General features: G+C 70.4%; 11 protein-coding genes. 2 read left to right on the forward strand and 9 right to left on the reverse strand.

Going from position 1 to position 12,711, the window contains the following annotated elements; genetic code table 11:
- Window positions 1–74 precede the first annotated feature (74 nt).
- The 9 genes from QNO09_RS36200 to QNO09_RS36240 all read right to left on the reverse strand — a co-directional run bounded on the left by QNO09_RS36200 (window position 75) and on the right by QNO09_RS36240 (window position 9,966).
- Window positions 75–992, reverse strand: coding sequence for a 3-hydroxybutyryl-CoA dehydrogenase (locus tag QNO09_RS36200; protein ID WP_283974482.1), 918 nt, complete (start codon window positions 990–992; stop codon window positions 75–77).
- A gap of 34 nt (window positions 993–1,026) precedes the next feature.
- Complete coding sequence (locus QNO09_RS36205; protein ID WP_283974483.1) at window positions 1,027–2,553, reverse strand: class I adenylate-forming enzyme family protein; 1,527 nt, start codon at window positions 2,551–2,553, stop codon at window positions 1,027–1,029.
- A gap of 95 nt (window positions 2,554–2,648) precedes the next feature.
- The gene (locus QNO09_RS36210; RefSeq protein ID WP_283974484.1) at window positions 2,649–4,421 is read right to left on the reverse strand and encodes an MFS transporter; all 1,773 of its coding nucleotides are present in this window, start codon (window positions 4,419–4,421) and stop codon (window positions 2,649–2,651) included.
- Between the two features lie 90 nt (window positions 4,422–4,511).
- Window positions 4,512–5,630, reverse strand: coding sequence for an alcohol dehydrogenase catalytic domain-containing protein (locus QNO09_RS36215; protein WP_283974485.1), 1,119 nt, complete (start codon window positions 5,628–5,630; stop codon window positions 4,512–4,514).
- A 326-nt stretch (window positions 5,631–5,956) separates the two neighbouring features.
- A complete protein-coding gene (locus QNO09_RS36220) occupies window positions 5,957–7,126 on the reverse strand; it encodes an acyl-CoA dehydrogenase family protein (RefSeq protein ID WP_283974486.1) in 1,170 nt (389 codons plus the stop codon).
- Window positions 7,126–7,665: a cupin domain-containing protein gene (locus QNO09_RS36225; RefSeq protein ID WP_283974487.1), complete on the reverse strand. Its 540-nt coding sequence runs from the start codon at window positions 7,663–7,665 to the stop codon at window positions 7,126–7,128. The genes QNO09_RS36220 and QNO09_RS36225 overlap by 1 nt, the downstream gene beginning before the upstream one ends.
- 260 nt (window positions 7,666–7,925) lie before the next feature.
- On the reverse strand, window positions 7,926–8,453 hold the full coding sequence (locus tag QNO09_RS36230; protein WP_283974488.1) for a MarR family winged helix-turn-helix transcriptional regulator: 528 nt from the start codon (window positions 8,451–8,453) through the stop codon (window positions 7,926–7,928).
- A 46-nt stretch (window positions 8,454–8,499) separates the two neighbouring features.
- Window positions 8,500–9,348, reverse strand: coding sequence for a fumarylacetoacetate hydrolase family protein (locus QNO09_RS36235; RefSeq protein ID WP_283974489.1), 849 nt, complete (start codon window positions 9,346–9,348; stop codon window positions 8,500–8,502).
- Between the two features lie 33 nt (window positions 9,349–9,381).
- Window positions 9,382–9,966, reverse strand: coding sequence for a carboxymuconolactone decarboxylase family protein (locus QNO09_RS36240; RefSeq protein WP_283974490.1), 585 nt, complete (start codon window positions 9,964–9,966; stop codon window positions 9,382–9,384).
- A 195-nt stretch (window positions 9,967–10,161) separates the two neighbouring features.
- Between QNO09_RS36240 and QNO09_RS36245 the strand changes: the two genes are divergently transcribed.
- The gene (locus QNO09_RS36245) at window positions 10,162–11,061 is read left to right on the forward strand and encodes a VOC family protein (RefSeq protein ID WP_283974491.1); all 900 of its coding nucleotides are present in this window, start codon (window positions 10,162–10,164) and stop codon (window positions 11,059–11,061) included.
- Window positions 11,061–12,635, forward strand: coding sequence for a phenylacetic acid degradation bifunctional protein PaaZ (gene paaZ, locus QNO09_RS36250; protein ID WP_283974492.1), 1,575 nt, complete (start codon window positions 11,061–11,063; stop codon window positions 12,633–12,635). Before QNO09_RS36245 ends, paaZ begins: the two co-directional genes overlap by 1 nt.
- Window positions 12,636–12,711 lie beyond the last annotated feature (76 nt).

Consider the following 12,711-nt stretch of genomic DNA (forward strand, 5'->3'; position numbering starts at 1 on the left):
CGAAGTGCCGGTCGCCAGTGGCGTCGGGCACGTACTTCACAGTGACAACGATCCTCAAGCTCATGGCTTTCCTTTCAGCCGGAGTAGTCGTGGAAGCCGCGGCCCGTCTTCCGGCCGAGGAGACCTGCGTCCACCATGCGCAGCAGGAGGGGCGGCGCGGCGTGCAGCGGCTCCCTGTGCTCGGCGTACATGGAGTCCGCGATCGCCTTGAGGGTGTCCAGGCCGATCAGGTCGGCCAGATGCAAGGGGCCCATGGGGTGGGCGCAGCCGAGCACCATGCCGTTGTCGATGTCGTCGGCGGAGGCGAGACCCGACTCCAGCATGCGGATCGCGGACAACAGGTAAGGCACCAGGAGCGAGTTGACGACGAATCCGGCCCGGTCCCTGGCGTGGATGACCTGCTTGCCCAGGGCCCGGCTGACGAACTCCCCTGCCCGGTGACGGGTTTGTTCACTGGTCAGCAGGGACGGGACCAGCTCGACGAGGTCCAGAACCGGCACCGGGTTGAAGAAGTGCACGCCGATCACCTGCTGTGCGCGCCCCGTCGCCGAGCCGAGTTTCATGATGGGAATGGAAGAGGTGTTGGAGGCGAGGATCGCGTCCGGTCGGGCGAGCACCTTGTCGAGTACCGCGAAGATCTCGGTCTTCACCTGTTCGTCCTCGGCCACCGCTTCTATGACGATGTCGCGGTCGGCGAGGTCGGCCAGGTCGGTGGTGAAGCCGATCCGACGGAGGGACGAACCGCTGTCGGCCGGGGCGAGTCTGCCGCCGCGTACCGCGCGTGCCAGAGACCTGGCGATTCTTTCCCGGCCCGCGTCGACCGCCTCGGGGCCGGTCTCGCTGACGAGGACGTCGAGGCCGGCTCGGGCACAGACCTCGGCGATGCCGCTGCCCATGAGTCCAGCTCCGACGACGCCCACGCGGCGGATGGGCTCGGGAGCCGCTCCGTTCGGGACGGCGTCGGAGGGGGTGCCTGACGGCTGTGTGGACATGAGTACCTCTCCATGGTGTCTGGTCCGGCCGGGCTCAGCCCCGCAGCAGGCTCCGCTGCAACTTGCCGGTGGCGGTGCGCGGCAGACGGTCCCGCAGTTCGAGCCGACGGGGGATCTTGTGTCGGGTGAGGGAGGTGGACAGGAACGTCTGGATGTTCTCCAGGGAGCAGTCCGTGCCCTCGGCGGGTACGACGATGGCGGTGACGATCTCTCCCCAGACGGGATCGGGCGTTCCGACGACCGCCGCTTCGTCCACGCAGGGACACGCCGCCAGCGCTTCCTCCACCTCCGTCGGATCCACGTTCTCCCCGCCGGTGATGATCGTGTCCTTCATTCTGCCGACCACCACCAGACGGCCCTCGGGATCCATGTAGCCCCGGTCGCCCCCGTGGAACCAGCCGCCGGCGTCGCGGGCCGCCGCCGAGTCCTCCGGCAGGCCCAGGTATCCGGCAGCCACGCTGGGGCTCCGGACGACGATCTCCCCCGTCGTGCCGTGCGGTAGGGGGCGGTTGTCGGGACCGACGATCCGGACCTCGGCCAGTGGGGCGGCCAGTCCGGCCTCACCGGAGCAGCCCGGGCCGTCGCGCGGGTCGCGGTAGGTGACGCCGGCGGCGGTCTCGGTGAGGCCGTAGGAGCTGAGGACCGGGATGCCGCGGCGGTGGAACACCTCGGCGACCGGCGCAGGTGCCGCCGCTCCCCCGCTGAGGATCCAGCGCAGCGAGGACAGGTCCGCCGCGGCGAAGCCCGGGTGCCGTGCGATCAGGGCGAGCATCGCCGGTACGGCGAAGGTCACGCTGACGCGGTGCCGTCGTACGGTCGTCAGGAAGTTGTCGACGGAGAAGGCGGGCTCCAGGATGACGGTTCCGCCCTTGGCCCAGGTGTAGGAGCCGACGCCGCTCAGTACCGCTATGTGGAAGACGGGTGTGGTGATGAGCGTGACGTCGTCCCGTGCCAGGTCCAGGCCCAGGAGTCCGTTGACACAGCTCCAGAACACGTTGCCGTGGGTGAGGAGTACACCCTTCGGGCGGCCGGAGGTGCCTGAGGTGTAGGCGATGAGGGCGAGGTCGTCCTCCGCCACGGGTGCCGGGGTGTCGTCGTCGGTGGGTTCGTCCGGCGGCCGGTTCAGTGCGGAGTATCCGTCGGGTGGCTCCTCGTCCAGGCACAGACGGGTGATGTCCGGCGTTGCGGTGCCGTCGAGTTTTGCGGCGCAGGCGGCGTCCGTGACCAGGACGTCCGCCCCCGAGTCGGCCAGCAGGTAGGCGATCTCGGGGGGCGTGGCCGCCCCGTTGACCGGGACGAACACGCCTCCGATGCGGGACGTGGCGTACATCAGGACGAAGACCTCGGGGCGCGAGGCGCCCGCGTAGGCGACGACGCTGCCCGGCCCGGCACCGTGCCCGCGCAGGTGTCGTGCGCAGGCGACGATCCAGTCCCGCAGCTGCCCGTAGGTCCATGCGCGGTCACCGAACACGAGCGCCGTGCGGTGGGGGTGCAGCTGGGCGCGGCGTTCCAGCAGATGGCCCAGGCGGAACATGGGGCGTGGTCGGGTGGGGCCGGTCATGGCGTCGGTCCTTTCAGGCGTGGCGGCCGGTGGCGCCGGTTCTGCTTCGGGTGTCGGGGGTGTCGGTGCGGATGACCGGGTGGTCGCGCGGTCCGTCAGGCATCGGCCGGCTCCGCGGTGACGGGCGCGTCCGGTCGGTGTCCCTTGATCAGGACCACGGTGACCACCGCCGCCGCGATCGCGCACAGTCCGACGATCAGGTAACCGAGCGAGTAAGCGTTGCCCAGGGCCTGGAAGGCGGTGTCCTTCAGCGGGTTGAACGGCACGGTCGAACCGTCGGGCAGGGCGACGGTCTCGGGGACGGCGTTCGCGCCGAGGGGACCGGAGTTGACGGCCGCGATGGCGCCCTCCACGGTCTCCCGCTGCGCGTCCGGGGCGGTTGCCGCTGAGGCGTTGAAGGTGTCCAGGGCCTGTCCCAGGGCCGGGTCGGACGCGACCTTGTCGCTGATCTCGTGCGCCGCCCGGCTGAGGGCGATGGCACCGACGACGGCCGGGCCGAGCGTGAACCCGAAGTCGCGCAGCAGGCTGGTCCAGCCGGCGGCCATGCCGGCGAGGTTGTGCGGCACGGTGTTGATCACCACGGCGGTGACCGCGGACAGCACGAACGCCACGCCGGCACCCGCCACGACGAGCGGAGCGATGAGGGGAGTCACCGACTGCTGGTCGATCGGTATCGAGGCCATCCAGAAGTCGCCCGCCCCGAGGAGCAGAAGACCACCGCCGAGGACCCACTTCGGGTCGTACCGCTCGATGAGGCGGGAGGCGATGGGCACCTGGATCAGAGCCGAGACGCCGTTGAAGACGATGAACGCGAGGGATGCCTTCAGGGGGGTGAAGCCTTGGATGGCGGTGAGGCGGATGCTGGTCACATAGCCGGTGCCCAGGTAGCAGAACATGCCGACGACCGTGACGATCGCCGCGACGGTGAAGTTGCGGTTGGCGAACAGGTCGAGCTGGAGCAGCGGAGACGTCGAGCGGCGTTCGGCGAGGACGAAGGCGACCAGGAAGACGGCGGCCACGACGAACCCGCCGATGACCTCGATGCTGCCCCAGCCGCTCGTGGGCCCCTGGATGACGGCGAACAGCAGGGCCACGGCGGCGACGGCTATCGTGATCTGCCCCGGCCAGTCCAGGGAACGGCCGTCGGGCGACTTCGAGTCCTTGGCCAGGGCGAAGGCGAGCACGGCCGACACGGCGGCGAGTACGACGACGACGAGGAACGCCCACCGCCAACCCGAGTTGGGCCACGAGCCGAACTGCGACTGCGCGACCAGGCCGCAGGCCAGGGGCGACAGCACGCTGCCCATGGACAGCGCGGCCGCCCAGACGGAGATGGAACGCGCTCGTGCGCGTGGCGTGTGCGTGCCCGCGGCGATCATCGCCAGGGTCGTCGGGATCACGGCGGCCGCGCCGATACCGGCGATGATCTGGCCGGTCCACAGCACGGTCAGCCGGGTCATGTGACCGGCCTCGGGACCCGGTGTCAGCACGCAGACGGCGAACCCGACCGCCACCAGCACCGAACCGCCGACCAGAAGCCGGCGCCGTCCGAACATGTCACCGAGCAGACCGAAGGTCAGCTCCAGGACCGTGACGGGGACGAGGAAGGCATCGGTGATCCAGGTCAGCTCGGAGGCCGAGGTATGGAAGTCCTGCTGGAACAGACCGTTGAGGCCGGCGGGCACGGTCAGGGCGAACTGGGCCATGAAGACGCAGAGAGCCGCCGCGATGAGCGTGCCCCGTGCCAGGGTGTCGACGCCGAGCGGCTGCCCGGACTTCTGCCGCACTGCCGAGGAGGCGGTCTTCGCTGCCGACGATGCGGCCGGGGAACCGGCGCCGCTTCCGACGCCGGTGTCGGATCTGGCCATACGTGGGTCCTTCCGAGGTGATGCGTGACGTGACCTGTCGGTAAGGGGGGTGGCTGTACCTGTCGGTAAAAGGGAGTGGCGGCCGGGCTGTCAGCGCCCGGAGGCGGGTGAGATGACGAAGTTGCTGAAGCCCCCGTGGCGGGAACCCACGTTGTTGATCGCGGCGTTCACCTCGTCGAGCGGGTAGACGTGGTGGCGCAGCGGCGAGAGATCGAGCAGGCCCGACGCGACCATGTCGGCCATGTCCTGTCCCTCGCCGGGCGTGAACCAGACGGACCCGCGGACGATCTGGTCCAGGTCCATCATTCGGTGCAGGTCGAGGGGCACTTCCCCGGCGACGGCGCCGATGTTGACGGCGACGCCGCCGCGGGCCAGCGCCCGCACGCCCTGCTGAAGGGTTTCGTGGGGTGCGCCCGGCCCGAGGGCGTCGATGTAGGCGTCCACGCCGGCCCCGCCGGTCTCCGCCGCGATCCACTCGTCCACCGGACCGTCGTGCAGGGAGTGCAGGCGCACCAGTCCCGGCCTGAGCTTGTCGATCTCGGCGAGCAGGTCACGGTCGCGGCCGGTGCCGTACAGCGTCGTGATGCCCATCGCCGGGGCCAGCAGCGCCGCGGCGATGCCGAGGGTGCCGGTGATGCCGTTGACCAGAACACTGCGCCCGGGGCCGACGCCGGCCTTGCGGAGCGCCGAGTACATGGTGCCCAGGTAGCCGAAGCGGGCGGCGGCCTCGAAGGGCAGGGAGTCGGGGATGTGGACGAGCGACGACGCGGGCGCGATCATCTTCTCCGCCAGGCCGCCCTGGTAGCGGTCGAGCAGCCTGACGGAGGTGGCCGAGAAACCGAAGTAGCCGGCGAAGGCGAAGCTCGCGCAGTGGACGAGCCTGCCGTTACGGCAGGCGCGGCACGCGCCGCAGGTGCGGCCCGGGTTGACGTAGACCCGGTCGCCGACCTCGACGCCATGGACCCCCTCGCCGACCTCCTCGACGACACCGGCGGGATCGAGCCCGAACACGGCCGGGAGGGAGGGCAGGGGGTTGAGCGGGAACCAAGTGGTCCAGTTGCTCAGGATGTTGGCCAGGTTGGGTACGATGTTCACGGCGTGCACGGCCACCCGGACATCGCCGGGTCCGGGCGCCGGTACGGGAATCCGCTCGATCTTCATCGGCTCGCCGACGTTGTGCATTCGCGCTGCGCGCATGGTCGAGGTCATGGCCTCTCCTCAAGGGGGCGGAGTTGTCTCCGGGTACGGCAGGGGCGGGCACTGGGCGGGTACTGGGGGTGCTGTCGGCCGCTGCCGCCGCGGTCTTCCGGTGGCTCCACGGGCGGCCCCTTGGGCCGGTGACGGCGAGGGGCCGTCAAGCCGCGCCAAGGGCGTGTGAAGAGTGGGCGAACCCGCCACGGGTGGGTTCTTACGCGTTCGGGCTGGTGAGGGGCCATACGACGATGCGTCTTCCGCCGTGCTCGGGGTCGTCCCGCCGACCTCGGTAACGGTGGTGCTGCGCCGCGCCGCACGGGCCCGGTCTCACGACCGCCCGGTCAGCGGTATGCGGCGAGACCCGTGACGGACTCGCCGACGACCAGGGTGTGGATCTCCTCGGTGCCCTCGTAGGTGAGCACCGTCTCCAGGTTGTTGGCGTGCCGCAGCACCGGGTACTCGGTGGTGATGCCGTTGGCGCCGAGGATGGTGCGGGCGTCGCGCGCGATGTCGAGGGCGGCGCGGACGTTGGCGAGCTTGCCCAGGCTGACGTGCTCGGGTCGCAGCTGACCGGCGTCCTTGAGCTTGCTCAGGCGCAGGGCGAGCAGTTGGGAGTGCACGAGGCCGACCTGCATTCCGGCGAGCTTGCGCTGGGTGAGCTGGAAGCCGCCGAGGGGCCGCCCGAACTGCTCGCGGGTCGTGGAGTAGTCCAGGGCCGAGAGGTAGCAGGTGCGGGCCGCGCCGACGACACCGCACAGGATGCCGAAGCGTGCCTCGGACAGGCAGGACAGTGGCCCGCGCAGTCCGGTCACCCCAGGGAGCACCGCCGACGACGGCAACCGCACGTCTTCCAGGTGCAGTTCGGCGGTGACGGACGCGCGCAGCGACAGCTTGCTGTGGATCTCGCTCGTCGTGAAGCCTGGGGTGCCCTTGGGGACGAGGAAGCCGCGGATGCCGTCCTCGGTGCGGGCCCAGACGACGGCGACGTCGGCGATCGAGCCGTTGGTGATCCACATTTTGGTGCCGTTGAGGATCCAGTCGTCGCCGTCGCGCTTGGCGACGGTGCGCATGCCGCCGGGGTCGGATCCCTGGTCGGGTTCGGTGAGTCCGAAGCAGCCGACCGCCTCACCGGAGGCGAGCCTGGGCAGCCACTCCTGCTTCTGTTCCTCCGAGCCGTAACGGTGGATCGGGAACATCACGAGGGAGCCCTGCACGGACACGAAACTGCGCAGTCCGCTGTCGGCGGCTTCCAGTTCGCGGCAGGCGACACCGTAGGCTGCGGCACTCGCGCCGACGCAGCCGTAGCCGTCCAGGTGCATGCCGAACAAGCCCAACTTGCCGATCACGGGCGCGAGTTCGTGTGTCGGGAAGGTGCCCGACTCGAACCAGCCGGCCACGTGGTCAGTCACGTGGTCGCGGACGAAGGCGGCGACGGTGTCGCGGATGAGCCGTTCGTCGTCGTCGAGTTCACTGTCCAGGTCGAGGGCGTCGACGGGGTTGAGGTGGGGCATCAGGAGTTCCTCCGGGCACCGATGAGAACGAAGAGCAGGGTTGCGGGTGAGGTGGAGCGGTTGCGCCAGGCGTGCCGGGTGCCGTTCTGCACGACGACGTCGCCGGGGGTGAGGGTGGCCTCGTTGCCGTCGTCGAGTTCGAGGACGATCTCTCCCTGGAGGAGGACGCCGTAGTCGACGGTGTCGGTGGTGTGCATGCCGGGGTGGTCCGGCTCGAACAGTTCGGCCAGGCCGGGGCTGGTGCGCAGGCGTTCTGCGACGGCCGCGGCCGGGTCGAAGTCCTCGCTCGCGTAGACCGTGTCCGGCGGGATGACCAGGTGGATCAGGCGGGTGGCGCCGGGCTCGGGGGCGTACGAGGTGACGGCGGTCGTCGGGTCGGTACCGTCGAAGGGCACGGTGGGCTGGGCGGGGGTGGCCCAGACGAGTGACGAGACGAAGCCGGGGGTGTGCTGGAGTGCGTGGGTGCGGGGCGGTCGCCCGTCCTCGACGACGGCGGCTTTGCCGTCCGCCGTCGGGCCGGTGACGATTCTCCGTGGCATGGTGCGGCTCCTCGGAAGGGGAGGTGCGGGGCGGGGCGCCGGCAGTTCGGACGGGCGGGCTGAGACGCACGGCTCGTGCCGGATCGGACAGCCGAGCAGGGGCGGCCCTTGAGACGCCGTACTGCTGGGGCTGTTGACGATGTGGGGTACTGCCCGGCGCGCCGGGAGGGGCGCCGGCTCGCCGACCCTGAGGGTTGGCGGGAGTGCGAGGGCAGTGGCCCTGGAGCTTCCAGGGAACGACGAGGTGCCCGTCGACTCCCCTAGGAGGGGCGCTCCTGGTTGACCATCTTGTCGAGCAGGATCACCAGTTGGGAGACCTCTTCGTCGTCGAGGACGGCCATCCAGGCGTGCTCCCGGGCGGTCTGCCCCTCGATCGCCTGGTGCAGCAGGTCCAGGCCGTCGGATGTCAGCGAGACCCGGACGACCCGGCGGTCGTCGCGCTCGCGGCGCCGCTCGACGAGCCCGCGCTCCTCAAGGGTGTTGAGGGCACTGGAGACGCTTGCCCGGGAGGTGCCGGAGATACGGGCGATCTCCCGCTGCTCCAGATCACCGAAGATCCACAGCGTGTTCATGATCCGGAACCCGGCCCAGGTCACCCCGAGCGGCCGGTGTACGGCACCTTCGAAGTCCTGGACCAGGCGGGCGACCAGCCGGGTGAGGTGGGTGACCACTTCGACTCCGCGGATCTGGCGCTCGCTGTGCCCCAGTTCCTTGTGGTGTGCCCGCACCTTGGCGGCGAACTCACGGGAGCGCGGATGAACGACGGGGTCACCGGGGACATCCGGCACGGACGGAGCTCCCTTCACAAGGTGGCGCGGACAGCGCCCGGCGGTATCAGCGGCTGATCGGATTGCGCATCGTACCGACCCCTGTGACCTGGGTCGTCAGCGTCATCCCCGGTTCCAGGTAGAGCCTCGGCGTGCGCCGGACCCCACAGCCGGCCGGGGTTCCGGTGAAGACCAGGTCGCCCGGCTCCAGGGTCACGTACCGCGACAGCCAGGAGACCAGTTCGGGGACGCTGAAGATCAGGTCGGAGGTCCGGCCGCGCTGGACCTCCAGGTCATCGACCCAGCCCACGACCTCGATGTCGTCCGGGTCGTCGAACTCGTCGACGGTCGACATCAGCGGCCCGCACGGGCTGAAGGTGTCGTAGGACTTGGCGAAGGTGAACTGGTTCAGCGGCTTGCGCCACTGCTCCTTGCGGTCGGTGACGTCCTGCCCGGCGGCCACGCCCGCGATGCCCTGCCAGACGTCCGCCGGTTCCACCGCGCGCAGCGTCCGCCCGATCACCACCACGACCTCGGCCTCGAAGTCGACCTTGTCGATGCCCACGGGCACGACGACCGGGGCGTACGGGCCGGTCAGCGAGCTGGTGAACTTGGCGAAGATACCCGGCTGTTCGGGTATCGGCATGCCCGACTCCTCGGCGTGCCCCCGGTAGTTGAGCGCCACGCCCAGGATCTTCCCGGCGCGCGGTGAGACCGGACCGAGCTGCTTCTCGTCGTAGGCGAGCAGATCGGCGTCGGTCGCCGCTTCCGCGAGGCGGCGCAGTTCGGCATGGTTGGCCAGGTCATACAGCACGGCGGGGTCGGGGCCGAGCGCTCCGTTGCTGGCCTTCTCCACGTCGAGGGCTCGGTCGCCGACGATGATGGTGGCGCGGCCGGCGAGATTGGCAAGCTGCATGGTCGTTCCTCCTGGGACGGTTGGGGCGGGCGGTCAGGACACCGTCGGCGCGGGCAGCGGGAATTCCTCGCGCAGCGCGGCGATGTCAGGTTCGGGCTGGATACGGAAGACGTTGATCGCCATGGCCACGGTCTGGTACTGACCGACCGTGTAGACGAGATCGATGAGCTGCTCGGTGGTGAGGCGCTCGCGCAGTCCCTGCCACACCGCGTCGTCCAGATCGGCTCCTGCGAACAACTGGTCGGTCGCCGCGAGCAGGGTGCGCTCGACGCCGCCGAATCCGGGGTCGCCGGGTCGGCCGAGGGCGCGGATCTCGTCGTCGGACACCCCGGCCCGGCGGGCGATACGGACGTGCTGCAACCACTCGTACTCGGCCTGGGCGAGCCAGGCGATCCGCAGGATCACCAGCTCGCGGGACCTCGCGGGCAGGGTGTTCTTGCCCAGGACGTGGTTACCGAAGACCAGGAAGCGGCGCAGCGCGTCCGGGTGGGCGGCCAGTGTCGCCCAGATGGCGTAGATGTCGCCGTCGCCGTTGCGGTACGACCGCAGGGCTTCCAGCGCCTTGTCCGGTATGTCCTTCTCCTCGACCGGAGGCAGACGCGGCTCAGTTACAGGCATGGCATGGCCCTTCACGAGTGACCGGCTTTGGTTCACGCCGCAGACCATAAGTAGATAGAACACCGATAGTCAACAGGTTTACAATCCTGCTCGTAACCTGTAGGACTTCTGACAGTAAGAACTTGAACGATTACCTGGTCGGCAGCCGGACCGTCCCGCACCCCGAGCAGGCCACAACGACCATGGGAGGTCTCGGTGAGCATTCGCAGCCTGGGTTACCTCGGCATCGGCGCCCCTGACCCCGACGGCTGGGTCGCCTACGCCAACGACGTCATCGGCACCATGCCCGCCGGCCCACCGGGCTCCCCGCAGGAGCGGAAGCTGCGGCTGGACGAGCATCCGTACCGGTTCAGCGTCGAGAGCGCCGAGTCGGGAGGGGTCACCCGGATCGGCTGGGAGGTGGGCGACCCGCGCGGCCTGGAGCAGATGGCACTGCGGCTGCGCGCCCACGGGGTGGAGGTCCACGAGGGCTCCCCCGAGGAGCGCGCCGACCGGCAGGTCGACCGCATGGTGTGGTTCGACGGACCGTGCGCGGTGCGCACCGAACTGTTCACCGGTCGGCACCTGTCGCCCGCGCCCTTCGTCTCGCCGCTCGGCGTGACGTTCGTGACCGGGGACCAGGGGATGGGGCACGTGGTCCTGAAGTCGCCCCGCGCACTGGAGGCGGTCGACTTCTACCGGGACGTCATGGGCTTCCGGCTCAGCGACGTGACCCACCTGCCGCTGGGCGGGACGTTCCACTTCATGGGCTGCAACCCCCGCCACCACAGCATCGCCTTCGTCGAGTCACGCAAGCGCGAAGGCACGCACCACATCCTGTGCGAGGTCTCGGACATGGACGCCGTCGGCCGCGCCCACGACCGGGCCCGCGCCCACAAGGTCCCGCTCATGGCGACGCTGGGCCGGCACTCCAACGACTGGATGTTCTCCTTCTACATGCGCTCCCCCGCCGGCTTCGGCATCGAAGTGGGTGCCGAGGGACGGCGGGTGGACGACGGGACCTGGGTGAGCCGCGTCTACACCTCGGACATCTGGGGCCATCACCCGGTCGACAACGGCGACGACGCGTACGCGGGAACGGAAGGGACGGCCTGATGAGACTGCTGCCGAGCTATGTACAGGACCGGTGGTACACGCCGACCGGGGACGGCACGCCTGTGTACGACGCGGTCACCGGCGAGGAGATCGCCCGGGCTTCATCCTCGGGCATCGACATGGCCGGGGCGCTCCACCACGCGCGCACCGTCGGCGGGCCGGCCCTGCGCGCGCTCACCTTCCACCAGCGCGCCGCACTGCTCGCGGACCTCGCCACCCACCTGCGCGGACACCGCGAGGAGCTGTACGCGCTCTCCGCCCGGACGGGCGCGACGCTGTACGACTCGAAGTTCGACATCGACGGCGGCATCCGGGTGCTGCGCCACTACGCCGACCTGGGTCTGCGTGAACTGCCCGGCGGGGACGAGCGTTTGGTCTACGCGGAAGGCCCTCAGGAGTCCCTGAGCCGGGACGGCAGCTTCCTCGGCGGGCACGTCTGCACACCACTGCGGGGCGCGGCCGTACAGATCAACGCGTACAACTTCCCGGTGTGGGCCCCTCTGGAGAAGCTGGCCCCGGCCCTGCTGGCGGGCGTGCCCAGCCTGATCAAGCCCGCCACCCCGACCTGCGTGCTGACCGGTCGGCTGATCGAACTGATCCTGGAGTCCGGGCTGCTGCCGCCCGGCAGCCTCCAGTACGTCTGCGGCGGCGCCGGGGACCTGCTCGACCACCTCACCGAACAGGACCTGGTGTCGTTCACCGGCTCGGCGGCCACGGCCGAACGGCTGCGCACCCACCCGTCGGTCATCGGGCAGGCGGTGCGCTTCAACGCCGAAGCGGACTCGGTGAACTGCTCGGTGCTCGGCCCGGACGCCATCCCCGGCACTGCCGAATTCGACCTGTACGTCGACCAGTTGGTCACCGAGATGACCGTGAAGGCGGGACAGAAGTGCACCGCCATCCGCCGGGCGTTCGTGCCAGCCGACCTGATGGACGCGGTCGGTGAGGCGGCCGCCGCCCGGCTGGCGGAGGTCGTCGTGGGGGCGCCGTCCGACCCCGCGGTGCGCATGGGCGCCCTGGCCGGGCTCGCACAGCGCGAAGAGGTGCGCCGCTGTGTGAAGACGCTTCTCGACTCCGCGCGCCTCGTCTTCGGACACCCCGACCGGGTGGAGGTCCGGGGCGCCGACGCCGAACGGGGCGCGTTCCTCTCCCCGTTGCTGCTGCGCTGCGACGACCCGGGCGCCTCCGCACCGCACGAGGTGGAGGCGTTCGGCCCGGTCAGCACGCTCATCCCCTACACGTCACCGGAGCACGTGGCCTTCCTGGCCTCCCTCGGCCGGGGCAGCCTCGCGGGGTCCGTCGTCACCGGCGACCCGGCCTTCGCCCGCGAGGTGGTGCTGGGAGTCGCGCCCTGGCACGGCAGGCTCCTGGTTCTCGACACCGACTCCGCCCAGGCGTCCACCGGACACGGCTCCCCGCTGCCCGGCCTGATCCACGGTGGTCCCGGACGGGCCGGCGGCGGCGAGGAGATGGGCGGCATCCGCGCCGTTCTGCACCATATGCAGCGCACCGCGGTCCAGGGAAGTCCACGCATGCTGGCGGCGCTCGGCGGTCGCGCGCCCGAGGAGCGGTGACAGGCGGGAACGCCCGCCCCTGAAACCCCGCGGGAGGCCCCTACCCCTGCCTCCCGCGGACAGGCGGCCGGGCCGG

The sequence above is a fragment of the Streptomyces sp. 378 genome, from assembly GCF_030124145.1.
GTDB lineage: Bacteria > Actinomycetota > Actinomycetes > Streptomycetales > Streptomycetaceae > Streptomyces.